The 26,609-nt window shown below is 58.0% G+C and carries 26 protein-coding genes and 2 pseudogenes; 23 read left to right on the top strand and 5 right to left on the bottom strand.

Annotation, left to right across the window (positions count from 1 at the left end):
• Nucleotide 1: 1 nt before the first annotated feature.
• From nifN to fdxB, 5 genes are read left to right on the top strand one after another with little or no spacing between them, the layout of a single operon-like run.
• Nucleotides 2-1,411: a nitrogenase iron-molybdenum cofactor biosynthesis protein NifN gene (nifN, locus tag I6F12_RS25290; protein ID WP_225157477.1), complete on the top strand. Its 1,410-nt coding sequence runs from the start codon at nucleotides 2-4 to the stop codon at nucleotides 1,409-1,411.
• Complete coding sequence (nifX, locus tag I6F12_RS25285; protein WP_225157476.1) at nucleotides 1,408-1,803, top strand: nitrogen fixation protein NifX; 396 nt, start codon at nucleotides 1,408-1,410, stop codon at nucleotides 1,801-1,803. Before nifN ends, nifX begins: the two co-directional genes overlap by 4 nt.
• 6 nt (nucleotides 1,804-1,809) lie before the next feature.
• The gene (locus I6F12_RS25280; RefSeq protein ID WP_225157475.1) at nucleotides 1,810-2,274 is read left to right on the top strand and encodes a NifX-associated nitrogen fixation protein; all 465 of its coding nucleotides are present in this window, start codon (nucleotides 1,810-1,812) and stop codon (nucleotides 2,272-2,274) included.
• 12 nt (nucleotides 2,275-2,286) lie between these two features.
• Nucleotides 2,287-2,487 carry a CCE_0567 family metalloprotein gene (locus I6F12_RS25275; RefSeq protein ID WP_036014914.1) on the top strand — a complete coding sequence of 67 codons (201 nt, stop codon included), beginning with the start codon at nucleotides 2,287-2,289 and terminating at the stop codon, nucleotides 2,485-2,487.
• A 12-nt stretch (nucleotides 2,488-2,499) separates the two neighbouring features.
• Entirely contained in the window at nucleotides 2,500-2,799 is a 300-nt protein-coding gene (fdxB, locus tag I6F12_RS25270) for a ferredoxin III, nif-specific (protein ID WP_225157474.1), read from the top strand.
• 748 nt (nucleotides 2,800-3,547) lie between these two features.
• Here fdxB and I6F12_RS25265 read toward each other — a convergent pair.
• A pseudogene (locus I6F12_RS25265) lies at nucleotides 3,548-3,702 on the bottom strand (IS5/IS1182 family transposase); the annotation flags it as partial.
• Between the two features lie 200 nt (nucleotides 3,703-3,902).
• Here I6F12_RS25265 and I6F12_RS25260 point away from each other — a divergent pair.
• A complete protein-coding gene (locus I6F12_RS25260) occupies nucleotides 3,903-4,892 on the top strand; it encodes a host specificity protein (RefSeq protein WP_225157473.1) in 990 nt (329 codons plus the stop codon).
• Between the two features lie 1,204 nt (nucleotides 4,893-6,096).
• On the opposite strand, the pseudogene I6F12_RS25255 reads toward I6F12_RS25260, so the two are convergent.
• A pseudogene (locus I6F12_RS25255) lies at nucleotides 6,097-6,898 on the bottom strand (IS5/IS1182 family transposase); the annotation flags it as partial.
• Between the two features lie 793 nt (nucleotides 6,899-7,691).
• On the opposite strand from I6F12_RS25255, the gene I6F12_RS25250 reads away from it, so the two are divergent.
• Nucleotides 7,692-8,087 carry a Rieske 2Fe-2S domain-containing protein gene (locus tag I6F12_RS25250; RefSeq protein WP_036014905.1) on the top strand — a complete coding sequence of 132 codons (396 nt, stop codon included), beginning with the start codon at nucleotides 7,692-7,694 and terminating at the stop codon, nucleotides 8,085-8,087.
• An 8-nt stretch (nucleotides 8,088-8,095) separates the two neighbouring features.
• Here the strand turns inward: I6F12_RS25250 and I6F12_RS25245 are convergent, their stop codons facing one another.
• Nucleotides 8,096-8,686, bottom strand: a complete 591-nt coding sequence (locus I6F12_RS25245; RefSeq protein ID WP_036014903.1) for a hypothetical protein — start codon at nucleotides 8,684-8,686, stop codon at nucleotides 8,096-8,098.
• Between the two features lie 250 nt (nucleotides 8,687-8,936).
• On the opposite strand from I6F12_RS25245, the gene I6F12_RS25240 reads away from it, so the two are divergent.
• The 10 genes from I6F12_RS25240 (at nucleotide 8,937) to I6F12_RS25190 (ending at nucleotide 16,417) form a co-directional block, all read left to right on the top strand.
• Complete coding sequence (locus tag I6F12_RS25240; protein ID WP_225124653.1) at nucleotides 8,937-9,257, top strand: iron-sulfur cluster assembly accessory protein; 321 nt, start codon at nucleotides 8,937-8,939, stop codon at nucleotides 9,255-9,257.
• A gap of 320 nt (nucleotides 9,258-9,577) precedes the next feature.
• Nucleotides 9,578-10,750, top strand: coding sequence for a cysteine desulfurase NifS (nifS, locus tag I6F12_RS25235; protein ID WP_225124652.1), 1,173 nt, complete (start codon nucleotides 9,578-9,580; stop codon nucleotides 10,748-10,750).
• 5 nt (nucleotides 10,751-10,755) lie between these two features.
• Nucleotides 10,756-10,977: a putative nitrogen fixation protein NifT gene (nifT, locus tag I6F12_RS25230; protein WP_036014895.1), complete on the top strand. Its 222-nt coding sequence runs from the start codon at nucleotides 10,756-10,758 to the stop codon at nucleotides 10,975-10,977.
• A 690-nt stretch (nucleotides 10,978-11,667) separates the two neighbouring features.
• Nucleotides 11,668-13,227: a nitrogenase cofactor biosynthesis protein NifB gene (nifB, locus tag I6F12_RS25225; RefSeq protein ID WP_225124651.1), complete on the top strand. Its 1,560-nt coding sequence runs from the start codon at nucleotides 11,668-11,670 to the stop codon at nucleotides 13,225-13,227.
• 10 nt (nucleotides 13,228-13,237) lie between these two features.
• A complete protein-coding gene (locus I6F12_RS25220; RefSeq protein ID WP_225124650.1) occupies nucleotides 13,238-13,462 on the top strand; it encodes a 4Fe-4S binding protein in 225 nt (74 codons plus the stop codon).
• A 341-nt stretch (nucleotides 13,463-13,803) separates the two neighbouring features.
• Nucleotides 13,804-14,118, top strand: coding sequence for a nitrogen fixation protein NifZ (locus I6F12_RS25215; protein WP_036014887.1), 315 nt, complete (start codon nucleotides 13,804-13,806; stop codon nucleotides 14,116-14,118).
• Nucleotides 14,115-14,354 (top strand): nitrogen fixation protein NifZ, encoded by a 240-nt coding sequence (locus tag I6F12_RS25210; RefSeq protein ID WP_036014885.1) that lies wholly within the window; start codon nucleotides 14,115-14,117, stop codon nucleotides 14,352-14,354. The genes I6F12_RS25215 and I6F12_RS25210 overlap by 4 nt, the downstream gene beginning before the upstream one ends.
• A gap of 14 nt (nucleotides 14,355-14,368) precedes the next feature.
• Complete coding sequence (locus I6F12_RS25205) at nucleotides 14,369-14,728, top strand: DUF3024 domain-containing protein (protein WP_050991954.1); 360 nt, start codon at nucleotides 14,369-14,371, stop codon at nucleotides 14,726-14,728.
• 75 nt (nucleotides 14,729-14,803) lie between these two features.
• Entirely contained in the window at nucleotides 14,804-14,992 is a 189-nt protein-coding gene (locus I6F12_RS25200; RefSeq protein ID WP_225124649.1) for a hypothetical protein, read from the top strand.
• A gap of 1,077 nt (nucleotides 14,993-16,069) precedes the next feature.
• A complete protein-coding gene (locus tag I6F12_RS25190; RefSeq protein ID WP_225124648.1) occupies nucleotides 16,070-16,417 on the top strand; it encodes a (2Fe-2S) ferredoxin domain-containing protein in 348 nt (115 codons plus the stop codon).
• Nucleotides 16,418-16,864: 447 nt separating this feature from the next.
• On the opposite strand, the gene I6F12_RS25185 is transcribed toward I6F12_RS25190, so the two are convergent.
• The gene (locus I6F12_RS25185; RefSeq protein ID WP_081493866.1) at nucleotides 16,865-17,617 is read right to left on the bottom strand and encodes an OmpW family outer membrane protein; all 753 of its coding nucleotides are present in this window, start codon (nucleotides 17,615-17,617) and stop codon (nucleotides 16,865-16,867) included.
• Nucleotides 17,618-18,317: 700 nt separating this feature from the next.
• Entirely contained in the window at nucleotides 18,318-18,485 is a 168-nt protein-coding gene (locus I6F12_RS37525) for a hypothetical protein (protein WP_338129091.1), read from the bottom strand.
• Between the two features lie 576 nt (nucleotides 18,486-19,061).
• Here I6F12_RS37525 and nifH point away from each other — a divergent pair.
• From nifH to I6F12_RS25150, 6 genes are all read left to right on the top strand, one after another.
• Nucleotides 19,062-19,946, top strand: coding sequence for a nitrogenase iron protein (gene nifH, locus I6F12_RS25175; protein ID WP_036014954.1), 885 nt, complete (start codon nucleotides 19,062-19,064; stop codon nucleotides 19,944-19,946).
• Between the two features lie 123 nt (nucleotides 19,947-20,069).
• Nucleotides 20,070-20,861 (top strand): nitrogen fixation protein NifQ, encoded by a 792-nt coding sequence (locus I6F12_RS25170; RefSeq protein ID WP_225124647.1) that lies wholly within the window; start codon nucleotides 20,070-20,072, stop codon nucleotides 20,859-20,861.
• Nucleotides 20,862-21,159: 298 nt separating this feature from the next.
• Nucleotides 21,160-22,347 (top strand): homocitrate synthase, encoded by a 1,188-nt coding sequence (gene nifV / locus I6F12_RS25165; RefSeq protein WP_225157504.1) that lies wholly within the window; start codon nucleotides 21,160-21,162, stop codon nucleotides 22,345-22,347.
• Nucleotides 22,348-22,822: 475 nt separating this feature from the next.
• Nucleotides 22,823-23,164, top strand: coding sequence for a nitrogenase stabilizing/protective protein NifW (gene nifW / locus I6F12_RS25160; protein ID WP_036014872.1), 342 nt, complete (start codon nucleotides 22,823-22,825; stop codon nucleotides 23,162-23,164).
• 980 nt (nucleotides 23,165-24,144) lie between these two features.
• The gene (locus I6F12_RS25155; protein ID WP_036014870.1) at nucleotides 24,145-25,254 is read left to right on the top strand and encodes an electron transfer flavoprotein subunit alpha/FixB family protein; all 1,110 of its coding nucleotides are present in this window, start codon (nucleotides 24,145-24,147) and stop codon (nucleotides 25,252-25,254) included.
• Nucleotides 25,255-25,265: 11 nt separating this feature from the next.
• Entirely contained in the window at nucleotides 25,266-26,573 is a 1,308-nt protein-coding gene (locus tag I6F12_RS25150; protein WP_225124646.1) for an FAD-dependent oxidoreductase, read from the top strand.
• Nucleotides 26,574-26,609 lie beyond the last annotated feature (36 nt).

Genomic DNA, 26,609 nt, shown 5'->3' with positions numbered 1-26,609 from the left:
CATGGCCATCGTTACGACGCCAACAAAAGCCTGCGCTGTCAACCCGCTGAAGATGAGCCAGCCGATCGGCGGCGCATTTGCCTTCATGGGGCTGGGCGGGGCGATGCCGCTTCTGCACGGCTCCCAGGGGTGCACATCCTTCGGGCTCACGCTCTTTGTCCGGCATTTCAAAGAGGCTGTACCGCTGCAGACCACCGCGATGAGTGAGGTCACGACTGTACTGGGTGGTTATGAGAATCTCGAGCAGGCGATACTGAACATCTACAAGCGAGCTAAGCCAAAGGTCATCGGAATCTGCTCGACTGGTGTCACCGAGACCAACGGCGACGATGTGGATGCCTACCTCAAGCTGATCCGGAGCAAGCATCCGCAACTCGCAAAGTTGCCGCTCGTTTACGTCTCGACACCTGATTTCAAGGGTGCGTTCCAGGACGGCTGGGAGAAGGCTGTCGCGCGCATTGTGGAGGTGCTGGTGGATGGGCCAAATGCCAGTCGCCTGAGGGATCCATCGAGGGTGAATGTTCTGCCGGGATGTCACCTCACGCCCGGCGATCTTGATGAACTCCGTGTCATACTGGAGGATTTCGGGTTGTCTCCGTCCTTCCTCCCTGACCTGGCGGGATCGCTCGATGGGCATATCCCGGATGAGTTTACGCCAACGACCATCGGCGGCATCGGCGTCGGCCAAATTGCGGATATGGGTCGCGCCGGGTGGACGATTGCTATCGGTGCGCAGATGCGGCGAGCTGCAGAGGTCATGCAGGCAAAGACCGGCGTGCCTTTTCGTGTCTTCGAGCGGCTGTGTGGCCTTTGTCCGAATGATGAGTTCATGACGTTTTTGAGTGAGATCAGCGGCCGCCCGATACCCTTGAAATATCGACGCCAGCGCGGTCAGCTCACAGATGCCATGCTGGATGCGCACTTCCATATTGGCGGTCGCAAGCTCGCAATCGGTGCTGAGCCAGACCTTCTGTTTGATTTGTCCGGCATGCTGAACGACATGGGCACGCAGGTGGCCGTTGCCGTGACGACTACTCAGTCGGAGGTGATCGAACGGATCAAGACCAAGGAGGTAATCATTGGCGATCTCGAAGATCTGGAAGGCCTTGCCAAAAAGAACAACTGCGATCTGCTGATCACGCATTCGCATGGAAGGCAAGCGGCGGCGCGGCTGAAGGTGCCGTTCTATCGCGCAGGTTTTCCGATATTCGATCGACTTGGCGCGGGACACCAGCTATCGGTAGGCTACCGTGGTACGCGGAATGTGATCTTCGAAATCGCGAATCTCGTGATCGCGCATCGCGACGAGAACGATCAGCCTACGCCCGATAAGTGGCGGACTGGGCGCGTACTGCCACGATGCGCGGGCCATCGCAGCTCCACCATCGCGACTGAGAGGTCGGTTGCATGAAAGTTGCGTTTGCCACTCAGGACCTGAGACGCGTCGATGCTCATTTTGGTTGGGCAAAGAATATCGCAATCTACGATGTCGCTCCTGGCGGGCACGTGTTTGTTAAAGCGATCGAGTTTGATGGCGATCTTAAGGAAGACGGCAGCGATGATAAGTTGGCGCCAAAGATCGAGGCTATCAAGGATTGCGCAATCCTTTACGTCGCTGCCATTGGTGGTGCAGCGGCTGCGCGAGTGGTGGCCAACAAAATCCATCCTATCAAGGTGAGCAAACCAGAAAACATTCTAGTGCTCCTAGAAAAACTCGAGCGGGTGCTGAGGGGCACACCACCTCCCTGGCTGCGCAAGGTCATGGCAAAGGACCAGGGGAGAACGTTCGAGTTTGATGAATGAGGTGATATGACCGCAAAAATAGAGCAGCAGGCCAGCCCGGTCGACGCGCCATTCCTCATCGATTTGGTCAAGATTTGGCGTGCTCAGGATACCAACGGAGCCTGGGAAGGGAAGAGCGATCGTGATCTGCTCGAACCCTATATCCTGAACATGGAGAAGCGGCGCGCATTGCCGATTATCGGTGATCCCGATGCCAAGACATTGTGGCGGCTTGAGCTGTTCTTCAATGCAGTTGCGCTGTCAGTAGAGAGGGAGACCGGCGTTATGATTCAGCCGATTCTGAAGCTGCATCATGAAGGCTTCGGGCGCATAGTGCTCATCGCAGGGCGGTTGGTCGCCGTAAACAAGCAGCTGCGCGACGTGCATCGCTTCGGATTCGACAGTTTCGTCAAGCTGGCTCAGGAGGGGGATAAATATGTCAGGGATGGAGTTGGCCTGATTCGGCAATTCCCTGACGTGGCGAACTATTGAGGATGCACACTCATGAGCGATCGTGAAACACTGAAGGCCGAACTAAGGAAGGTGTCCGCCAAGGCGATTCAGGCCAAGATGGATCTGCACGACCTTTCGGAAGAACTGCCCATCAACTGGACCTCGATCATGGTGGTCGCGCAGAAGGCGTACGATGCTTATGCCGAACTTGAGCGCAAGAGCCTCGCCTTAAAGGCGCTGGAGAATACCTAGAGGGAGCAATGCATGTCGTTTCAAACACGAGACGGACGCGACTGGACGCCACAATACTTGATCACGATCGATGCAAAGAAATGCATCGGCTGTGGCCGCTGTTTCAAGGTGTGCGGTCGAGATGTCATTACCTTGAAAGGAATCAACGAGGAAGGCGAACTTATCGACCTCGACAATGACGAGGACGATGAGATCGAGAAGAAGATCATGGTCCTGAACGATCAGGGTGCCTGCATCGGCTGCGGTGCGTGCGCCAGGGTTTGCCCGGCCGACTGCCAGACCCACGTTTCGGCTGCAGCCGAAGCTGCATGAGCGAAGGCAGCTCTCCGGGGCCTTTAGGAGCAGCAGCTTTAAGAGCAGCAGGCCCGGCTCGGATTGAAGGAGAGCATTTCAGGAACAGCTGGGCCGCAACGATATCACGTCCGTGGTAGGTCTTCAGGTTACTCATCCGCGCGAGAACGCGGGCGATATCTTCCTGGAACATCAAATGCGAGAGGAGGGCGATCATCCGTTGGTCTTGTCACGTCCTGCAAGGAGAGGCATGGAGCCCGTCTAGCGGAACTGGGTGTTGTTCACGTGGGCCGCAACCACTGAGTGCTTGATCCTAACCAGCACCCCGAAGTGTGGACGAGGAACTGAGAACGACGTGTGGAAGCGGGTCGACAGGCCTACGAGGTAGTCGTCCGTTCTTTTAATCGCAGGCACGGTGTCAACCCCGATAGTAAACGTGATCCACTGCCGGGTTCATAGTTCTTTCCGCGGTCGTCTCCACAAGGAGCAGGGACGACTTCAAGATTGCCAACACCTTCGTCCCGGCGGGGACGCTTGTTCCGCCAAAGGCGCATCTGGTGTGGTTTAAGACTGCCTCATCCGGCGCGCATCTCTGGCCGGAACTCAGTGCCATCGGCGGTCAGGAAGAGACGCCAAAGAGTCTTTAGCTAGGCGCGCAGGATGCCCAACTGCCGCTGACCGAGCGTCGCGAGTAATTTGCGGCGTTGCATTCGCAGGTTGTGTGGCTCGATCCCGCCTGCTCGAAACAAGCTCGTGGACCTGCGGCGCGCCGGCCATTCTCGCTGTACAGCGGCGGATGTCGATCCAGTCCCAATCGACCTTGCCGCCGAGCTGAACCGCGCCTGCTTCATATTGACGATCTGGTCCAGCCTGGCCCGGAACAGATTGCCCGATCCCCGTCGTCCTGTGCTTCTTCGGCCGTATCGCCACATCCGATGCGACGGAATTATGGCTGTCGATTTCGACGGATTCCTGAAAATGAAATTCCAAGACTCCGATGCCCGGTGCACCAAGACCGTGCCTTCGCAGATCAGTCCACAACGATGAGATGCGGTTCTAGCTCATTTGCTTAGCCGCTCTTCACTGACGAGGAGTTAGCTTCCTCTCACAAGAGCCGGCGACAGATGCTCAACCTCGGCGCGTCAGCTCGTGGTCAGCTAGACATCTTACCATCCTCGGTAGAGCTCGAGCAACGCGAGCTCTGGACCCCCAAAACGTACCGACAGGAGAGCGATCCGATGTATGGCCGAATTGTTGGCTCATCTAGCCAATCCACAAGCGCTACCCAGGCTGATGAAGCAAGGCATTCAGATGACGAGGGCTTTGCGGAAAGGCTTGCAGGCATGGCGCCCGATGCTGGCCCAAGTTCGTCTCAGGCAGCGACACGGCCGTACTCTGTAACTTCCCAACCTCCGATCAAAGAGATCGACAGTGATGAGTTCGGGGAAGAAGTGAAGGCCTTCTATGGCGACGACATCAAGTACATTGCCGAGCGTCCACTGGAGTACTCGGATTTCATATCCACAAAAGCTGAGCGCGCGGCAAACATTGCTAGAACCTATGGTCACACCGACGAAGACACCGACCAGGCGCGATATTACGCCTATCGCTTGGGTGACAAAACTGTCGGGCTTCTGAGGACAGAAGGCGGACTTCGGGTAGGAGGAAGGCGATTCAGCGCCCAGTTTCCCGGTCGCAACGCGGTCACATCCCAAGTAGATCTTCGGGTTACTCATCCGCTCGTCGAGAACGCTGGCGATATTCTACTTGAACATCAGCTTCGGCAAGACGGCGAACAAGCATTGATAATGTCAAAACCTGCGTTCCCAGGCATCGAGTCCCGTCTGGCTCAGATGGGCTTTGTTCCTGTGAGTGATAAGAATCACTGGGTACTTGATCCTCACCAGCATCCCGACAAGTGGACGCATAACGACGAAGGTAAATGGCAACGTGTAGGCAAACCTGAAGGATATCTTGCCGCCGAGAGTAGTGGTGCTCAGGCGAATATCGAGCGAGCTTCGAGTGAAGCAAGTGATGAGACAGAGTCGTCAGGCGATGACACGTCTTGGTACTTCGAGCGCCTCAATCTAGGCCCGGGGTCGGCTGCCGAATAGTCGCTGTGGACGAGGTCGGGCCTGAAAGCGGTGGCTACTCGAGCTCATTGAGTATGTTGCTGCAGGAATGGCTCGCCACTTCAACACGCGCTTGCGTCAGGCGGCGGGATCGCGCCCAGAGTGCTGCCCGATCAGCGCTGGGCCGCTCGCCGCCAACGCGGCTTAGCCCTCAGCTGCCGCTGGCGCTGCGCAGCCCGGTGCTCCCCCACCGCGGTTGGCTAGGGCGGCGGTCTACCGACCAATCCTGCTTGAGTGGGGCATCTTGATACAGTCGGCGACATCGTCAATGCACCAAAGCAGAGCCCGTAAGAGCGGCGGCGGGCGCTCAAAGAGAACCATGAAGTGATCATGAATCCGATCGAGGATAAGCAACCTGGAAATGATATGGTCTCTCTGCGGGACGGTCAAACTTGGCCACGAGCCTGGTCAAGGACCGCGAAACCCTGCTGGCCTTCTACGACTTCCCTGCCGAGCATTGCGATCAACTGCGAACGACGGATGAGATAGACTAGCGTTTTTCTTCATGGTGAGACGACGATTGCGGCGATCATTCGTCTGCCCGTCCGCATCTGGCGCGGTGTTGTTCGCAAAGACGTCGATTGCCGCTGCGGGCGGACGTCCGATTCGGCGCCAAATAGACTTGGCGCGAATCCCTCTGTTGGCGGCTTGCACCGAGAGCGGTACCTTGTCCACGATATTGACGGTGTTGTGCACCTAGCATCGCGGGTGTCGGGTGCCGGGAAGCCTTCCAGAAGCCGAGCGCGCCGTCGCCGACGGCAATTTCCGGGCCGATCTGCAACCCGCGCTTTGCTTGATGTCAATCAGGAGCTCGCGCCTGATGGAACAGTATTGGTAGTGTCATTCATGGCGTATCGCTATCCTGGAGAGGTTTTGGCGGCCTTCGACACCCGCCTCGATACGCCGCCTATCTCAGGCCGTCATCACTCACATTTCCGCATAGTCTAGCGAAGCTCGAAGGTTCGGTCATCTCGGGCCAGGCCAATAAGTAAGCCACCTTCTTCGATCGGGAGTCGATAGCCGGGTTCGGCGAGGTAGTTTCTTCGCGATGATATAGGCTGGTGCCGGCGCCTGGGACACGCCGTCCTCGTTCTTGAACGCATACGTGGTCTTCGTTAGGAAGCCGTTTTCAGCGATGATGGTCGCTGAGGGCAACAATGATGGTGGTGCGCCAAAGAGTGCTCAGCCAGGTGAGGATGCGGCGGAAGTTGTGGCCGACGGCGGAGAGGGTGATTGTCGGCGCCGACGGCGCGGCCTTTGAGGTAACAGCGGCCGAGGTGACCATCGGCCTTCAGTTGTCCTATGACGGGTTCGATGGCGGAGGGGCGGCGCAGCTCGCGCTTGATGATGCCGAAGACCCCGTGCTTTTGGCCGGAGATGAAGGCGCGGCGCGGGTGCACCGAAATATCAGGTGCACTGGCGCCCCTCCATCGCCGAGGCACTTCGCGTCCGAGGCGTGGAAAGAATGCAGCTGCAGCCGCGCTGGCGCTGCCGCTGCGCGCGAATTTGCGTGGCCCTTCCAAGCAGAAGGGTGAACGCGTTCTCGAGCGCAGACTGACCTTCGATCTTGCGGCGGATCTCGCGGATGATCCGGCCCAGCCGGCTGCGCAGGATGCGCAACTGGCGGTGATGCCGCTTGAATTGCTTGCAAGGGCGTAGCCGGAAGCCATCATTGCCGCGGTGTTGGTAATACCAAGATAGGACTGCCGGAGCTTGACCCCGGGCTTGCTCGCCAGGCGGCTGATCCCCTTGATCCCCGGGGGCAGCAGCTTGGTCGGTGGGGAAGGTGATGGCCTTCGCTGCACAGTAGTGTCGACCGTGACCCGCCTGAGGTCCTGATTCGATAACGTGCCGTCCTCGTGCGCCACCCGCAGGCTGTTGGCCTGCAACACCTCCAGCTTGTCGGCCGCTTGCGCCAGTGGCTCAGGTCCCCAGCGCTCGTGCGGGGAGGCGTGCTGAAAGAACTCTTCGCCGGTGAAGTACTGGAAACACGTTCTTCGGCCGCATCGCCACCTTCGTGCGACGACGAAATTATGGCTGGCGGCGATTCGACGGAACTGAAAATGAAATTCCAAGGCTCCGATGCCCGGTGCACTAAAACCCCGCAGTTGCAAACCAGTCCACAACGACAAAGTGCGATTCTAACTCGTTCGCTCAGCCGTTCTTCACCGGCGACGAAGTATCTTTCGAAAGCTGAAGGCGGTGGTATCGATACTGAGGGAAGGTTCGAGTCGGATTCCTCAGACGATGAGCCTTCACTTTACTTGGAGCACGCTCTTAGTAGGGAGCTCTTCGTGGAGTAAAGTGGCTGCAACAGCAGCTGCGGGCCGGAAATGACGGACATTTCGCCGTTCCACGCGCGGGCGCAAGGGCTAGCCTAAAAGGGGGCGCACGTTCGCCTCGGGCGCCCCTCGCGGGCGGGGAGCGAGCGTTCACTTTCTGGGAAGGCACTTGCGATGCCGCGATGGATACGGTCGCAGGGCATCGGAACCGGGCCTTCCGCAGCGTGACGATTAGCGAGCAGCAACCAGCCATCGAGTTTAGCAGTCCGGCAAATGGTCCAGAAAGGTTGGAGCGCGAAAGCTGTAGCTGCGCAGCCCGGCATGGAAAGGGCAGCAAGGCTCAATGCTCCTGCGAATTGTTCTGAATTGTGCGTCAACGCCAATGAGGCGGCGAAGCTTGCGGTTGGATTGCCGGAAACACGTTCCGACACTTGTACAGTTCTTGCAGGCTCGATTGCACGCGACTAATGAAGAACGTTTTGCAATAAACGAGCGATGAATGCAGCCAGACGCGATTTATGCGATTTGCGGCTTTAACGACATTCCGAGCCGCCAGGCCATGGGATTCCATCTTATGGTCGTCGATGATGATGGCAATCACCGACCGTGGTCCATCATTGTGGTGCGCTGGGGCAAAAAGGTACTCGGCTATGTCAATAAATGCCCTCACAACAGCGTCAATTTGGACTGGGAGCGGAACCAATTCCTGGACCCATACGGTATCCGACTGATGTGCGGCAAGCACGGTTCGACCTTCGAACTCGGCACCGGCCGGTGTGTCGAAGGTCCATGTCAGGGTAGAACGCTCACGCCGATCGCGTTGGCAGTTCTGGATGGTGATATCTGTGTCCTCGGCGTGCGTCTTGTCGAAGACGATGCATCGCCCAACAACTGAAGACCGCCTCAGACCGGGCGGTTCTCGTTGCGGTTTTTCACCGGCTCCATCCTCTTTAGCCCGTCGTCGTAAGAGATCTCCTCATAGGACAGATCGAGATCCTTTGCGGCATCGAGGAGGTAATCAAGCTTACCGCGCGGATCGAGCTTCTTGATGTCGTCCTTGTTCAGCCCGACCAGGTCCATCATCTCCTTCCAAACGGTGGATTCATCGCAGGGTAAGACGTGGAAGTTAATATCGCCGAACTTCACTCTGTACTTCGCCAGCAAATCGATGTTGTTGCAAAACATGAAGTAGCTTCCGGTTGGGCTCAAGGCGCCGTCAAGGACGGTCGCGACGTCAGCAAGATACGCGAAGGAGTGTAGGTATCCGGCCAGCACCGGAATAGTGCGTTCTCCGTCCTGCGCGATGGTCAGAACCTGCTCGATCGAATAGTCCGGCGGTCGCTTCTCGTCCGCGACCTGAGCCTGGAACTTCAGTGCGACGTCGCCACGAAAGCCGAACCGGCCCGGCTTGGTAGTCGCACCTTTGAGTACGGCGTTGAGCAGGCGGCCCTCCTTCTCAAATCTGCCGAGTGCGGTGTTCTCGATTGCAGTCATTAAATTAGTCCTCGATCTAAGCTCTTCACCGACCCGTTGGTCGGTGCCAGATGCGATGCAAATTGCCTGCCGCCGCAGCGTAGCGGCCCGGCCTAAGAAGAGAGCGCGTGATTGGCTGGCACCGCCTCAAGTAGCTTGTAAGAAACCCGACACCTGTTCCAAAGCCAACGTACGAGGCGCGCATCATTAAGCGTCTGCGCGCTGGCACGTGACTTGCTCTTGGCTATGTTCAAGCTGATGAGGGAAAGACGTGATCAACCTGACCGATAGCGCAGTGAATGCAATCAAGAGTGCGATGTCATCGTCCACGCGCCCGTCCGGCGGTCTGCGCGTCATCATTGAAGCAGGCGGCTGCAATGGATTCAAATACAAGATGGGTCTGGCCGAGGAACCGAAGCCTGACGACACCGTGATCGAATGCGATGGGCTGAAGGTGTTCGTCGATAGCAAGAGCTGCGAGCATCTATTCGGTACGACCATCGATTTCGTCGTGGCGCTGGAGGGCTCTGGATTTACTTTTCACAACCCGAACGCCACCGCGAACTGCTCCTGCGGGAAATCGTTCTGCTGATGAAAAACATTGTCCAGGTGATGAGGAGAAAACATCGAATGCGCCGGTCGAGCCAAAAGAACTGAGGCAATCGTCGTCCATTACGACAGCGTCGCATTCGCGGCGCGCTCGAAGATATCATGCCTCATTCTGCAACTCCACAGTGGCGACTGGCAGCTGATCGGCATCGATGGCAGCATGTTCATGGCTCGGCTGGCCGGTCCCTGTACGTCGTGTAAGCTTTCGGGGGCGAGCGTGGGAGGTGCGCAGGCGCGGCTGGTGGATAAAATCCGCGGATTTAGTCGGCTAATCCTCGTTGCTGGTACAGGTGGGGCGGTGAATTGAGCAAAGATCGAGTGCCGATTTACCTCGATAACAATGCAACGACGCGGACTGATCCGTCCGTCGTGCAAGCGATGTTGCCGTTCTTCACTGAGAACTTCGGCAATGCCTCTTCGACGCATGCCTTCGGCAACGACGTCGCAGTTGCTGTGAGGCAGGCCCGGCGAAGCCTGAGGGACCTGTTAGGTAACGCGCACGATCATGAAATCGTCTTCACCTCAGGAGGGACCGAAGCCAATAATGCCGCGATCCTCTCTGCGCTGGCGACGCAGGAAGAGCGAGACGAGATTGTCACCACTTCGGTTGAGCACTCCGCTGTACTTGCGCAAACTCAGCAATTGGTGACATGGGGAATCAAGACGCACATAGTACCCGTAGATGATTGCGGGCGGCTCGATATCGAGGCGTTTCGCTGCGCGCTTGGGCCACGCACAGCGATTGCCTCGGTTATGTGGGCCAATAACGAGACCGGAACGATGTTTCCTGTGGAGTTTCTGGCCGGATTGACCCGTGAGGCGGGCGCGCTGTTTCACACAGATGCGGTCCAGGCCATTGGTAAGGTGCGCTTGAACCTAAAGGACAGCGCGATCGACATGCTGTCGCTATCCGCGCACAAACTGCACGGCCCCAAGGGGGTCGGCGCACTATATTTGCGCAAAGGAACTAAATTCCGGCCGCTAATCTGCGGCGGATCACAGGAACGAGGGCGCCGCGGCGGGACCGAGAATGTTCCCGGGATCGTTGGCCTGGGAAAAGCTGCCGACCTTGCGGCGGAGCGGCTTGAACCTGATCGAGTTCGCATTGGCGCTTTGCGCGACCGCCTTGAACACGGAATCTTGCGCAATGGGGAGTGCGTTGTGCTCGGCGATATCAGCAACCGGTTGATGAACACCGCCAATATAGCCTTCGACCATCTCGAAGGCGAAGCCATCGCCCACCATCTCGATCGGGCAGGCATAGCCGTGTCGCTCGGATCAGCATGCGCCGCCGGCTCAATGCAGTCATCGCATGTTCTGACCGCCATGCGGGTGCCGAGATGGCGGATGCGCGGCGCCGTGCGCTTTTCTCTGTCGCGTGAGACCTCCTTCGCGGAGGTCGATGAGGTCGTGTGCGCTGTGTCCGACATTGTGGCTCGCATGCGCGCCATCGCCCGCGTCACAGTTAAGGAGTAGACCTCGTGAAAATCATGATCCGCCGGTCTCCGGAGGGCCTGTCCATCTACGTGCCAAAAAAGGATCTCGAAGAGCCAATCGTGGAATCCGAGTACGAGACGCTATGGGGCGGCTGGATCAAAGTGGCTAATGGTTGGGTGCTCGATTTGCCCGAGATGGCAAGCGACACCCGGTTGCCGATCACAATCAATGCGAAAAAACGGGACGAGACCGGGCACGATCCGTGAAGACACTCCCGCAGATCGACTTTGTCGTTGCTGCGGCTGCGTGGGGCGCTCTCGTTGGTTTGAGGGCCCCGAGCATCGTTCCATATCGTCCTGGCCACGCTGAATGGCGCAGATCCGTTCTGCCGACCACGCCAGACGCATTGGCCGGCTTCTTCGCCAGTAAGTTTGCGCCGCCGCAGCGAGTTACGGGCAATGCGGTCAGCGGCGACCCAGCATATCGAAATTAGCAAACATAGGGCTGTCGCAACGGAATTGATGACGCGGACAATCGCTCGCTCAGTTGAGCCGAGGCGGTTACACTCCATCTTGCGCCCCGTCGCTGGGCGTCCAGCAGGATCCGTGGTAGCCACTACTGGCCTTGTCGAGCCCGGATCCCCCAGCGTGTATCGGGCTTGCGAGAACCGCAACGCGGCAAACGCATTGGATGGAGCCGGGTTCGGGTGAGCTTAGCGCGAGAATGAATGCGCAAGGCATGGAGCTCTGGGTGAGGATGGCGACGTATCTGTCGCTTTGCCAACAAGCTCATCATTGCTGTTGTTGCATGCGCCAGTGCTAACGTTGCGCTGACTCGATGGCCTGCGGCTGCGATTGCATCATTCTGGCCATGGCATGCAAGTTGCTACCCGGCTTCTTGAGGCTCGCTCAAGGATGGTCCTGGGAGGGCGACGATGTCTCCAGGGGAAAAAGCGAATGAACGCGGTCGTCGGACGCGGAACATATGTCAAAGCTGCAGTAAATCACGGCAAGATGATGCAGCCCACCACCGATCAGAAGGGCTGCTGCGCTTCGGCGAAGACCGGGCAGCCGAACTGCGGCTCGAAGGCCGGCCAAGGCGATCTGCCGACCGAAATCTGGGAAAAGGTCAAAAACCATCCCTGCTATAGCGAAGACGCGCACCATCATTACGCTCGCATGCATGTCGCGGTCGCGCCTGCCTGCAACATCCAGTGCAATTACTGCAACCGAAAATACGACTGCGCCAATGAATCGCGTCCGGGCGTGGTGAGCGAGAAGCTGACCCCTGAGCAGGCGGTGAGAAAAGTGCTCGCGGTCGCGACCGCCATTCCGCAGATGACAGTGCTTGGCATCGCTGGACCGGGCGATGCTCTGGCCAATCCAGCAAAGACGTTCGAAACATTCGAGCTGGTCACCAAGGCGGCTCCCGACATCAAGCTGTGTCTGTCCACCAACGGACTCGCACTGCCGGACTATGTTGATACCATCGTCAGGTCCAAGGTTGACCACGTCACCATCACCATCAACATGGTTGATCCCGAAATCGGAGCCAAGATTTATCCGTGGATCTTCTTCAACCACAAGCGATACACGGGAATCGAGGCGGCAAAGATACTCACTGATCGCCAGCTGAAAGGCCTCGAGATGCTTAGCGAACGGGGTATCCTGTGCAAGATAAACTCGGTGATGATCCCCAACATCAATGATGACCACCTGGTCGAGGTCAACAAGGCGGTCACATCGCGCGGTGCCTTCCTTCACAATATCATGCCGCTGATCTCCGCACCCGAGCATGGCACAGCATTTGGCCTCAGCGGTCAGCGCGGCCCAACGGCGCAAGAACTGAAAGCGCTGCAAGATGCTTGCGAAGGACAGATAAACATGATGCGGCATTGTCGCCAGTGCCGCGCCGATGCGGTTGGTCTACTCGGGGACGACCGCAGCCCAGAGTTCACCACTGATCAGGTGATGAAAATGGACGTCCAATATGACTTAGAGATGCGCAAGGCATATCAGCAAAGGGCAGAGAATGAGCGCGTCTCCAAAGCCGAGGCCTGCCAAGAGGAGCTTGAGAAGCTTTCCGGAGAGATGAGCGCGATCACTCTTCTGGTGGCGGTGGCAACCAAGGGCTCGGGGTTGATCGACGAGCACTTTGGGCATGCAAAAGAATTCCAAGTGTACGAGCTTTCTACATCCGGCGCCAAACTCGTTGGCCTACGCCGTGTGGAGGTTTACTGCCAGGGCGGTTATGGCGAGGAAGATAGACTTTCCACCATCGTGCGCGGAATCCGTGACTGCCATGCGGTGTTCGTGGCCAAGATTGGCGGCTGCCCGAAAAGCAATTTGATCAAGGCGGGCATCGAGCCGGTCGATCAATTCGCCCATGAATTCATTGAGAAGTCGGCAATCGCTTGGTTCAGATCTTATCTTGACAAGGTGAAGCGCGGGGAGATCCAGCATGTGGAGCGCGGCGACGCTGCGATTCCGCTGGGAGCTCGGATCTCTGCGGCGTAAGGGGGAATATGTGCCGTTCAAAATCATCGCCTCGCAGTGTACGGGCTGCTCAGCCTGCGAACCCTTATGTCCGAACGTTGCTATATCGGAGAAGGAGGGGCACTTTGTCATTGAAGCGACGAAATGTACCGAATGCGTTGGCCATTATGACGAGCCGCAATGTGTAGCCGCCTGTCCGGTCGACAATACCTGCGTGGTTGACAGGTCCTTGCCTCGCTATCAAGCGCCGGGCTAATGCGTGAGGTCTCATGAGCGGCATGCCAAGACCTGGTGCTGAATCCGTCCCAAGCGTCGCCCTTGGGGCTGGCGACGTCGCAGGCGCCGGCCTTCGCGCCCTTGCGGACGGCGACTGCTCTGTATTGTCCTGCGGTCGTGCTGTTGCGTCGGCAGCACGGCCTGGCGGCATCTCGGCTGTCCGAGCGCGCTTCGTGGTACGAGAGCGGCTTCCGAGGCAACCCTCCCATCGTCGATGTGATTGACGATACGGCGCGTGAGCACGAAATGATGCAGAGTGTTGCCCGCGTGAGCTAGGCGGCTTCTCTGCCTCTGCAGAGGAGCGGCGCATAGGAGGGGTATATGAACAGCATTCTTCGTGACAGCGACATCGTCGAGCTCAGCGACCCACCCGTCTTCAGCTTTGGCCAAAAGCTCCGTGCCAATCGCACCATCCGAAACGATGGCACCTATCCCGGCAAGGAAATTGGTGACGTCTTAGTCAAGAAGGGGGAGGTGGGTTACGTCGTCTCGATCGGCACTTTCTTGCAGCAATTCTACATCTACGGTGTGGAATTTCTGGACAGCGGCCACCGCGTTGGCATGAAACGCAAGGAGCTAGAGCCGGTGGAGACCTGTCAGGAGATTGATGATCTGCCATTACCGGAGGAGACATGACTCAGCAAGGCGTTCCGAAATATCGACGCGGCCAGCGAGTCAAAGCCGCAGTCGACCTCACCAACGACAGCTCATTTCCGAACGCGGAGCCCGAGGGAGTTTTGCTCGCCGCCGGAGCGACCGGAGAAATCATCAAAGTCGCTATCCACACCGAAGCGAACGTGCCGGTCTATATTGTCGATTTTGGTGAGGCGCTGCTCATCGGCTGTCTTGAAGAAGAAATAACAGTGCTTTGAAGGAGGCTTTCGCCATGAATGCTGCGCTGATGAGGAAAGCAAAGACGGAGCTGCTGCCTCACCCAAACGAGCTCGACCGCAAACGAATTGAGCGCGGCTTGAGCGCGCGCAAGCGCTATCTTTACGTCTCGCCGAAAGTGGGGCCGGTGAGGGGCGGCTACCTCGTCGAGAGCCCTTGTTGCTCGCGCAACATCGACACGGATGGCGCTCTCATCGATGTCGCCCTAATTCTTTATGATACCGTGAGCGGGATCTGGAAGCTTTTTCGGAAGAATCATGCCCAAGGAATCTGGGAATTTTACAGCCTTTACCTCCGCTTGCCTTCTGCAATCGACGAATTGAACGCGGATCCTGAGCGTCTGTTCTGGCCATAAGGGACCAGCCTTTTAGTCGAAGAGAAGCCACGATGGCGCTCACAGCGAAAGAATTGATCGAAATCGAACGAACGCTTGCTGCAGATCGCGCCGACATGGGCCCGTTTGTTGGGCCGCGGCGCCGTTTTCCGCAGCTTTCTTGGGGCGGCTGTGATGCGTCAGAGTTATCGGATCAGCCGTTCCGACAATTTTCTCGTCTCGACCTTCTCGATCGACCCGACATCGCTGCGTGCAGATTACGGCCGACCCAATGCGACCGACTAGCGTCCTGTTGGCCAAAAGGAGCGGTGTGCGGCGAGCACTGAATTAGCAGAGTTTCAGCTGGATGGCGCGCACAACTATCATCGCGAGAGATGAGCAAGCGGACCAAGGATACGTGCTTTGTGCATCGTGATCCACAAAAATGCAGGAGCGCGCTGGATGCCACCGGCGACATGTATTCGTCCAGGAAAGGGGGAAGAGAAATGTTCCAGGCGACCGCGGAGAAGGCCTGCTCAATCATAAAAAGTCTCGGCGTCCAAGGCTCGGCTTGAGGCCGGCGCCGAGTGCCCGAAGCCAAGCACGTTATAATCGAGATCGTCGGTCACTTTGGGCCGTGATCGCTATTACCAAAATGGGGATCGTATGAACTCGCAAGAAATCGTCATCCACGTCCGCTTCGCCCCGAACGGGAGGGTGATACAAATCAGCGAGCGTCCGGCCAAGCTCACGCCAGACCAATGGTTTGATGTCCTCAATACCCGTGCCAGCTCGGCTTATCGGCCGCTCACTCGAGGCCGCGGGATTTTTCGGCTGAGCCGGACTGCGGTCGATGTCTTCAAGCAGGAAACCGCGAGGCCGAGATGAGCGAACAGAAACCGGCGAGATTTGATGAGCGAATAGGTCCGAGGGTTTTGCGGTCGGTCCGGCCGATGCCATTGAGCTGAACGAGGCCATGGCTCTTAGCCTGTCGGGGACCGCTGATAGAAGCGAGAAGCGAACGACATTGCCCCTACTTGGGCAATCGTTGCGAGGCGCGCCGTCCAAAGCAAAGAATCGTTGCAGCAGCGAACGTTGCGCATCTGGTGTGCAACTTACCTTAAAGAATTTGGATCGTGAATACGCGATGAGTGGATAAACAGATCGAGATGACAGGAGAAGAGGTTGGAATTGATCAGGAGGCGGCTTCGGACGCGTAGGTATTTATCGCTCATCTTTAGCGACGACAACCACTATGGCGCCCGCTCATTGCGCCTTGTTCCGCAAGCGCGGGTGGGAATCATGGGACGTTCAATAGTCGGAGACTGTTGGGCATGATGTGCTCGCACCTCATCCCTTCAGCATTTATCAGAGGATAGGCGCATGAACTCAGAAAAAGAAATGGAGTTCCCTCAGGTTTATCGGCATCATGTCTTTGCCTGCAACACGCAGCGTCCGCCAGGCCATGCCCACGGCAGTTGCGGCGCCTCAGGCGCGCAAGCCCTGTGGGATCGAATGGGCAAGGCGATCGAAGCGCAAGGCCTCAACGATATTGGTTTCACGATGGCGGGCTGCCTTGGATTTTGTAACTCTGGTCCCTTGCTGGTCGTCTATCCCGGTGGAATCTGGTACCGCGTGACCACGCTTGAGGACGTTGACGAGATCGTCAAATCCCACCTCAAGCAGGGCAAACGTGTCGACCGCCTTGTGATGGTGCTCAAGCGAAGTTAGAGGCGTCGTCGCGACCACTTGACCGGACCAGCAAGCATGGACGGCGTGCTCGTCCATGAGCTGCCCGGCCGCTCGGAGCTCGGATCGTCTGAGGTTGACCGTCCAACTCGAGCGCCGGGTCGCTAACAGTAGGTCATTGACATGGGGCGTGGCGCACCGCCTGTTGTGAGGCCAAATAGGCAAAGTGGCTCCTCTGCAACGCGCGGCGAAGCAGTAATAGGATTATAACGCGCCGATCTGTTCGTGTATCGTCACTTACGTGCCGCGCGATCCGTGGCTCACAGCGATAGCAATGCTACGAATGAATTTCTGCCTCTGGCCAGCTGACGCGTCGATGACGCGTCAGCCGGCTCCCCACTGCAGACGGCGAGGGCAGGAGATGCGCTTGATGCGCTCGCAGCGTCCGAGTTGATCAAACGGAGTCTCCTTTATGACCCTGTTCTGGCCTCAGAACCTGTAAGCGACGCCCCCGCTGACGAGCCATGGATCGATATTGGCGCGCCCGGTGACAGCAATCGCATTGTTTACGGTCGCGGAGTACTCCGGCCGCAGCCACAGCTTCTTCACGTCAAAATTGAGGCCCCAGTGACGGTCAAGCATGTAATCGAAGCCGAATTGGACCGCCGCGCCGAATTGGTTTCTGATGTGTAGATCCGTGACGGCAAGGCCGCCAAGCGACGCATTGGCTGCCGATTGGTTGAAGAATGCAGTGTAGTTGATGCCAGCGCCGATATAGGGCTTGAACTGGCCGAAATCGGTGAAGTGATATTGCAGGGTTAATGTTGGCGGCAACAGCCAGGCGGTGCCGATATCGAGCCCAGTGAGGACGCCATTGCCGCTGATGTGATGGCGAGTCGCTCCGAGAATGAGTTCAGCGGCTACGTTCCTTGTGAAGAAGTAGGTGATATCGAGCTCTGGTATGGCTCGATCGCTGAGCGAAAGCCCTGAACTTGGTGAAGACAGCGATGGCGTCCCGGCAACGTTGACCGAGCTACCTGCGGTATCCGGCAAAACGCCGAGCACGCGCAGGCGGATCATCCAGGGGCTGTCGGGCTCTATTGGAGGCGCTTTATAGTAGACATAGTAGACCGGCGCCGGGCCCAGATCCGCACCTCGTACCGAATTGCTGGCCAACGAGCTCGCAAGCGCGAGGACCGATGCCCTCGCCAGAACTGTTAGTACTCTCATCGAAGTCTCCATTCCAAAACTCGCGCGAGCAGCCGCGCGAGATCTCTGTCACACATGAGGAACGGAGTAGTATTTGATACCAATCAAAATCGAAGCGACCGTTAGCACAATTGTCCCGCTAAGTTGCATTAGGATCACGGCTGCGAAACGTGTTCTGCTTTGATCGTTATTCAATCCAGTAGTCAGTCTAAACGAATCCTTTGAAGAATCTGCCTCTCGGGGTGGCGCTCCGATTTAACGCGGGCCGCCGAGGTCGCGCGTGATAAAGGTAGCAAATGCGGCTACGTCTCTCACATGTTGCAAAGCGGCAAGCGCGGCATTCCAGTGGAATATCGGCGATGCCAACCTACGAGCAACCGCTCGCGCGGGCCCTTTCAGGGAAGCGCTCCGCGGTTACTTGGCGTAAAGCAAGCCGGAAGTGGAAACGTCATTCTTTGCCTCGCCTGATGGCTGGCACTCGGCGTCTTCACGTCTTCGGGCAACGCGTGCGGTGTGCTTCGTGCAAGCAGACCTCGAGATCATCTTGCGTCTTGCCGCCAAGCAGCGACAGCACTGGCGCACGATCGAGTCCGGCACTTCGTGCCCCGTCTACGTCGATCAGCGGTCGTCGTATTAGGAGCGGATCCCCTACCATCAATGCGAGTGCGCTTGCCGCGTCGATAAAATCGGGATTGACTTCGCCTGACTTGATACGAGGCGCGGCTCGGTTGAACTAGGAGTTAACGGGCATATTGCGGAAGAAGCTGCCCAATTCGTCCGCGTGCCATGGCTGCTTCAAGATGTCTTGCACGACCACGTCATGGCCGGCGGACTTGAGCGCTTTAATCTGACGCGCGTTACTGGCGCAGCCGGGCTTCTGATAAACGATGATTGTCGCCACGGCATACCTATGTAGGGATGCTGAGCTGAATCTGTGGCAAGCCGCTGCCGCTGTCGCGAGCCCATTCGAAGTTCTTGCCCGTCAACTCCGATATCTGCGCATCGAGCGCCGTACCGCATTTGCAACACTCGCCGCTGGTCCGCCATGTTCCGAGCCCGTCCGGCATATTCACTCTCCCGAAATCGCTCGGGTTGTGAGAGGAACAGCAAGTTCCGTTCGACAACTGGAGAGATCGGAATAGATCCCGTGATTCCGGCTTTTGGCGTTGATGTTTGTGCTTGTTTGTTTGTTCTCCGACAGCCGCGCAGATCGCGTCACATCCAAGACAACCAATGATCACGCGCCGGCTGGTTGGCTTTTGTAAGCGTAATCAGAAGCTTAATGTGTGGATCCAAGCGCTGGCACGGCTGTTGCTAATGAGCTGCAGCAACACTGAGTGAGGGCTGAGTGCAGGCCGACGCCCACGGCGAGCGATGCGCTCCTTCCCTTGAACCCGTGTGCCCCGCTTCTGTGAGAGAACCAAGCTCGCACAAGAAGTGCGCAACGTTTTTGGCAAATCGGTTGATGGAGAGCAACATGTCTTCACTAAGACAAATCGCGTTCTACGGCAAAGGCGGCATCGGCAAATCCACCACTTCGCAGAACACGCTGGCGGCGCTAGCCGAGATGGGTCAGAAAATCCTGATTGTAGGGTGCGATCCGAAGGCGGACTCGACTCGCCTGATTCTGCACGCCAAGGCGCAAGACACGATTTTGAGCCTTGCCGCGAGCGCCGGCAGCGTGGAGGACCTAGAACTCGAGGACGTAATGAAGGTCGGCTACAGGGAGATTCGTTGCGTGGAGTCCGGTGGTCCTGAGCCAGGTGTCGGCTGTGCCGGCCGCGGTGTCATCACCTCGATCAATTTTCTGGAAGAGAACGGCGCCTACGAGAACATCGACTATGTTTCGTACGACGTGCTTGGCGACGTTGTTTGCGGCGGCTTTGCGATGCCAATCCGCGAGAACAAGGCGCAGGAAATCTATATCGTGATGTCCGGTGAGATGATGGCGATGTATGCCGCGAACAACATTTCCAAGGGCATCCTGAAATACGCGAACTCTGGCGGCGTGCGGCTGGGCGGTCTGATCTGCAACGAGCGGCAGACCGACAAGGAGCTGGAACTGGCGGAAGCGTTGGCAAAGAAGCTGGGTACTCAGCTGATCTACTTCGTGCCCCGCGACAACGTGGTGCAGCATGCAGAACTGCGCAGGATGACGGTTCTCGAATATGCACCCGATTCCAAGCAGGCTGATCACTATCGCAATCTTGCAACCAAGGTTCACAATAATGGCGGCAAAGGCATCATCCCCACCCCGATCTCCATGGACGAGCTCGAGGACATGCTGATGGAGCATGGCATTATGAAGCCCGTGGACGAATCCATCATCGGCAAGACCGCCGCCGAACTCGCGGCCTCGTAAAGGCGCGCGACGGATGCCGGTCTCCCTCACCGCCCATCCCGGGAGGCCGGCATTCTGACGAGCGACCCTGATCAAAACCAGGATGCGGCACGCAAACCTGACCATTGTGGAGACCCGCAAAATTTGTCCGAAGCGCACTTCCTTCCGTTGCTGGCTGCTTGTGCCGTTGATGTCAACACCCAGATGCACAGGGGAATTGCAACCTACCGCATGCTCACCGGTGTGCCGCCTGCAGATGCCGACATTACCATTGACAGCAATCTCGATCGCCATGTCCTGGCGTCTATCCTGGCGGCTGCCACAATGGATGGTGGCTCCCTTCCCGAGAAGGCTGGCCTGTCCGGCCTTGAACTGGTGGCCTTGCTGGAGCAGTACTTTCCTACGCTTGAGATCAAGCTCGCGAAGCAGCTTTCGGCTTGCAAGTGCGAAGAGGACGACGAGATCGCAATGCTGCGCGATCTCTTGCTCAAGCAACGATCGACGGAAGGGGATATCGGCCGCTGGCTGGCTGCGATGATCGCGCGCCGCGCGATAGAGCCGGACCATCTGTGGGAAGCTCTCGGCTTGCGCAATCGTGGCGAACTCTCTCGGTTGCTGAGCCGTCATTTCGCGCCGCTCGCCGCGCGCAATTTCAACAATATGCGCTGGAAGCGCTTCTTCTACCGCATGCTTTGTGAGAATGAAGGCCTCGTGATGTGCACAACACCCGTGTGCAATCAATGTCACGACTTCAACATCTGCTTCGGTGAAGAAAGCGGTGAGAGCCGGATGGCCGAGCGCCGGCGCGATCTTCTGTTGCAGGCGGCTCGGCCGGTGGTTGCCGGCGACTGGCCGCCTGAACTGCAACAAAGGTCCGCTATCGCCCAGTCATCCGAGAAAGCCTCGCCGGGTTTGGTAAGCCGCGCGGGACGTTGAGGGCGCGGCTGACGCCGTTTCCATGCGAGCGAGTGACCATGTGTTCAAGGCCGCGGCGGCCCCCAAGTGCTCCGCGACAATTCTCACATCCTGGCGAGCCGCAATTGCTAACGTTCGAACTCGGCGTAGCAACAGGCAAGGCGTCCGCTTGATGACCTGTCGCATTTGCGACAATTCATTTGCTCAAGAAGGTCGAGGACGGAAGCGGTAGAGTCGTCAATGGATTGGCCCGGGACGGCAGGCTGGCATGCTGGTTGCTGAAGCGTAGGTAGGTCAAACAATGAGGAGCTCTCGCGTGATCGCCGCCAGCACCGCCGCCAAATCGTCTCGGTATGACCAGGTGCGCGCCAAGCCCACCGTGCTCAACGACACGACATTGCGCGACGGCGAGCAGGCACCTGGCGTTGCGTTTACCACAGACGAAAAGCTGGCGATCGCGCAGGCGCTAGCGCGGGTCGGAGTCACGGAGATCGAGGCGGGAACGCCGGCGATGGGTAACGAGGAGATCGCCGCCATCCGCGCCATTGTCGAAGCAGATCTTCCGCTGACCACCATAGGCTGGTGCCGGATGCGGGAATCTGATGTCGACGCGGCGATCGAAGCAAAGGTGTCCATGATCAATATGTCCGTCCCGACCTCCGATGTCCAGATCGCGGCCAAGCTAGGTGGTCATCGCGACCTGGCGCTAGAACGGGTGAAGCGAGTGGTAGGCTATGCCCGTGAGCGCGGACTTGAGGTCGCCGTCGGTGGTGAGGACTCCTCCCGCGCCGACATTGATTTTCTCATTAGACTGATGGCGACTGCAAAAGCCGCGGGCGCGCGTCGCTTTCGTATTGCAGATACGCTCAGTGTGCTCGATCCCGACGCAACCTACGCGCTGGTCGGAAATTTGCGTGCGACTACCGATCTCGAACTCGAATTTCACGGTCACGATGATCTAGGACTCGCAACCGCGAACACGCTCTCCGCCATCAGGGCTGGCGCGAGCCACGCCTCAGTGACCGTCATCGGGCTGGGCGAGCGGGCCGGAAATGCACCGCTCGAGGAAATCGCGGTCGCACTCAAGCAGCTCTACGGGCGCGAGACTGGCATCATACTCCCGGAGCTCGAGAACGTCGCCACGGTGGTAGCAGCCGCGGCCGCACGTGCGATTCCTATGAACAAGGCGATCGTCGGACAGCATGTATTTACGCACGAATCCGGCATTCATGTCGCTGGCCTTTTGAAGGATCAACGCACCTATCAATCGCTCGATCCCGTTTTGCTTGGCCGCTGCAACCGCTTTGTGTTCGGCAAGCATTCCGGACTTGCGGCGATCACCGCGATACCCGATGAACTGCAGCTCGTCGCCAGCGACGATCAAGCCAGGCAGATCCTGTCGCAAGTCCGCAAATATGCCATCGAGCACAAGCTGCCGGTCGAGCGCGAAACCGTGGCGGCGATCTGGCGCGACGTGTGCGGATGCTTGGCACCCCACCCCGCGTGAAAAGCCGTGTCCAGCAACGTTTGCGTCGACCCTTGGCAAACCGACGCGCCGCAAGGACAGTGTGCGATGTCGCTGATCGCACGAGCGGCGTCCAGCTCTCGCACGTCAGATCCCCTGGCGCGATCTCACGTCCAGATCTTACTTCCCGTTCCGCCATACATGCTGTGATCTCCTACCCAATGACGAGCTGTCCCCGGACTGCCAATCGGCATCTTCTCGCCCGGCTGATTTCCGGCCCGACGACCGTCCTGACGAGCGCCAAGCTAGATCGTGATTTGGCCATTGATCCCGGATCTTCATCGCAACTGGCTTCGTCACCGGCGGACCTGCCGATCTGGGCAGCGAAGTTGGGAGCACCGCTTTCCGGAGTCAGGCTGTGGCGATGCGCACCAGCTGTGCGAGGCAGGACGGCAGCAGTCAACACGCGCCCCCCATCTCATTGACCGTCCAGAGCTAATCCGAAGGAGAATTTTCGATGATCAGCTCATCCACGCCAGCCGGTATCCTGGATCGGCTCAGCAAGGCCTCGTCGGCAGAGGATTTTTTCTCGCTGCTTGGCGTCGATTACGACCCCAAAATCGTAAATGTCGCGCGCCTTCACATCTTAAAGCGCATGGGACAATATTTTGCCGAAGAGCAATTTACTGGCGCCGAAGAGCCGGAAATCAGAGCGAGGTGCAAGGCGATGCTGGAGCAAGCCTATGCAGATTTCGTGGCATCGTCACCGATCGATCAGCGAGTGTTCAAGGTTTTGAAGGATGCCGTCGCGGACCGTAAGAAGGCCGCGGCCTTTGTCCCGTTGAGCGAGTTGAAGTGATCTAGCGTTTCACTGTAAGCGAATTACGACCGGCCGGCGCCGAGGCAATCCGATATTGGGGCCTTCTCTTTGTGCTCAAGTATCTGCAGCCATCACCGGAGCGGCGGCTGTCGTATTCCCGACCCATGTCTGGACTGGTCGTGTCGACGGTATCAGCGGTTGTTTGAATTGTGTCGCAGGCCATTACTTCCGACTGGCTTTAAATGGTCTTTGCAACTGGTACGACACTTGCTGTTGTCCTGTCAGCGGTGCCGACAGATAGCAGTCGACCGCGATGAGTTTGAAGGAGGACCTATGATGCTGTTTTTACTACCTGCTGAGACCTGCGCTAGCATTTCGAGGCCCATAATCGCGTTAGCTCCCCTCGAAACCGGTTTTGACGCGATCAAAGCTCCGTAACGTCCGTGAGATGCTGGTCAATGGATAAGTCTTCGATTCGCGTTACTCCTGCACCCCGTATGCACAACATCATCTGCATCAAATCGGTCCCCGATCCCGCTCAGATTTGTGCCCATCTCATGGCGGATGGGAACGGTGCCACGAAGAGCGCCAGGTTCGGCCCATACGGAGTGCTTTCGTTTGACGGTCGGGATGGATTGCGTAGAAGTGTTGCCAGGATCGCCCTCGTTTGCACCGCCAATGTGGAGTCGTTGGGCCGAGCTCGGTCGCAGGTACTGCGCAGCGTACGAACTCGCCCACTCAGGCACCGAAGCGATCGGTTAGAATCACCACAGCGCCCTGGCGAGCCGCGGTGGCGCTCGTCGAACCCGACGGGTAACGGTCGAGTTTGGAAGACCTCTGCAAATCCGGTCGGACGGGTGCGTCTATTGCGACGACCTGTGTTGTTGTGTGGCCGGTCCGAACACGCAGGCGGGGCAGAGCAGCCAGCCACTTGCTAACCGAAAGTGATCTTCAGTTGACGAAGCGAAAAAGCAACCCGTGGCGCCGGCGCCCCTATCGTTGAGGAGGAATTTGAAACTATGAGCAACGTCAGCAGAACGGCCATGCCAGCGGCTGCCGGCCGCGCAGCAGCCAAAAAAGAGCTGCCGGAGCGCTTTAAGTCGTACAAGCACGTCTGGGTCTTCGTCGAGCTTGAGCGTGGTCAGGTGCATCCCGTTTCCTGGGAGCTTATGGGTGCAGGGCGCGGCCTTGCCGACAGGCTAAAAGTGAATCTTGCCGCTGTGGTTATCGGTCCGGAGGGGCAGCACACACGTAACGCCGCGCTTGAAGCCTTTTGCTATGGCGCCGATCTGGCATATCTCGTGAGCGACAATGTTTTGTCGGATTACCGTAACGAATCCTATACCAAGGCCCTAACCGAACTCGTCAACACCTACAAGCCCGAGATCCTGCTGTTGGGTGCGACGACGCTCGGTCGCGATCTCGCAGGTTCTGTGGCGACGACCCTATCGACGGGGCTCACTGCCGACTGCACCGCGCTGGACGTGGACGCCGATGGTTCGCTTGCGGCGACGCGTCCGACCTTTGGCGGCTCGCTGCTCTGCACGATCTACACGCTAAATTATCGTCCGCAGATGGCCACCGTCCGCCCGCGGGTCATGCCGATGCCTGAGCGTGTCGACCGCGATGCCGCTCGTATCGTCGTTCATCCGCTCGGCCTTTTCGAAGACGATATCGTCACAAAAGTATTGTCATTTCTGCCCGACCGCGATGCACAAACGTCCAATCTGGCCTATGCCGATGTCGTGGTTGCGGGCGGCCTAGGACTAGGATCGCCTGAGAACTTTCGGTTGGTGCGCGAGCTCGCATCCCTGCTTGGGGCTGAATATGGCTGCTCGCGTCCTCTCGTGCAAAAAGGGTGGGTTACGTCTGACCGGCAGATCGGCCAGACAGGCAAAACCATCCGGCCGAAGCTCTATATTGCCGCGGGGATTTCCGGAGCGATCCAGCACCGGGTTGGCGTCGAGGGCGCGGATCTGATCGTCGCCGTCAATACTGACAAGAACGCTCCGATCTTCGACTTCGCCCATCTCGCGATCGTCAGTGATGCCACTCAATTGCTACCGACGCTGACGGCTGCATTCCGCGCGCGGCTTTTGCCAGAATCGCGCGCCCGGATCGCGGTCTAGAGGAGATGAGGATGATTGAAGAGAAATTCGATGCGATCGTGGTCGGAGCCGGTATGGCCGGAAACGCGGCGGCATTGACGATGGCCAAACGCGGCATGAAGGTGCTGCAGCTCGAGCGGGGCGAATATCCCGGATCGAAGAATGTGCAGGGCGCCATCCTATATGCCGATATGATGGAAAAGCTGATCCCCGAGTTTCGAGAGGAGGCGCCGCTCGAACGCCACCTGATCGAACAGCGGTTCTGGATGATGGACGACCGCTCCCATGTCGGCATGCACTACCGTTCGGAGGACTTCAACGAGGAGCGGCCGAACCGCTATACGATCATACGCGCTCAGTTTGACAAATGGTTTTCTTCCAAGGTGCGTGAAGCTGGTGCGATCGTGCTGTGCGAGACCACCGTCACCGAGCTCGTACGGGACGATCGTGAAAGGATCGTCGGTGTTCGTACAGATCGCAGAGACGGCGAAATACATGCCGACGTCGTCGTCCTGGCCGAAGGGGTCAATGGCCTGCTCGGCACACGTGCAGGCCTACGCGCGCGCCCGACAGCCGACAACGTTGCGCTCGCGGTTAAGGAAATGCATTTCCTGCCTCGCGAGACTATCGAGGCGCGCTTCAATCTCAGGGGCGATGAAGGCGTCGTGATCGAGGCGGCCGGCACCATTTCTCGTGGCATGACCGGGATGGGTTTCATCTACGCCAATAAAGAGTGCATTTCGCTTGGCATCGGTTGTCTTGTCGCCGACTTCCAGCGCACGGGCCGAACGCCGTACGGACTGCTCGATCAATTCAAGAGGCATCCCTCTGTGGCGCCCCTGTTAGCAGGGTCCGAAGTCAAGGAATATTCGGCGCATCTCATTCCCGAAGGCGGTTACAAGTCGATCCCGCAGCTTTTTGGGGAGGGCTGGGTCGTAGTGGGCGATGCGGCCCAACTCAACAATGCCATTCATCGTGAGGGCTCCAATCTCGCGATGACCTCCGGCCGTATCGCCGCGGAAGCGATAGGTCTGGTTAAATCACGCGGCGAACCGATGAGTGCAACAAATCTGTCAATTTACAAGAAGATGCTGGACGATTCGTTCGTCATCAAAGATCTGAAGAAGTACAAGGATTTGCCGCCCCTAATGCATACTCACTCCCAGAACTTCTTTCTCACCTATCCGCAGCTCATCTCCAAGGCGATGCAGAACTTTGTGCGCGTCGATGGTACGCCCAAGGCTGAAAAGGAGAAAGCTAGCCTGAAATCCTTTGTCAAGGCGCGGTCATGGTCAGGTCTGTTCGGCGATGCTTGTCGTCTTGCGCGGGCCTGGCGCTGACCGCAACAGTGTGAAGTCCAACAATGGAAGGCCAAA

It is taken from the genome of Bradyrhizobium sp. IC4059 (genome assembly GCF_020193615.1).
In the GTDB taxonomy this organism is placed as follows: domain Bacteria; phylum Pseudomonadota; class Alphaproteobacteria; order Rhizobiales; family Xanthobacteraceae; genus Bradyrhizobium; species Bradyrhizobium yuanmingense.
This window is presented reverse-complemented; position numbering and strand designations above follow the sequence as displayed.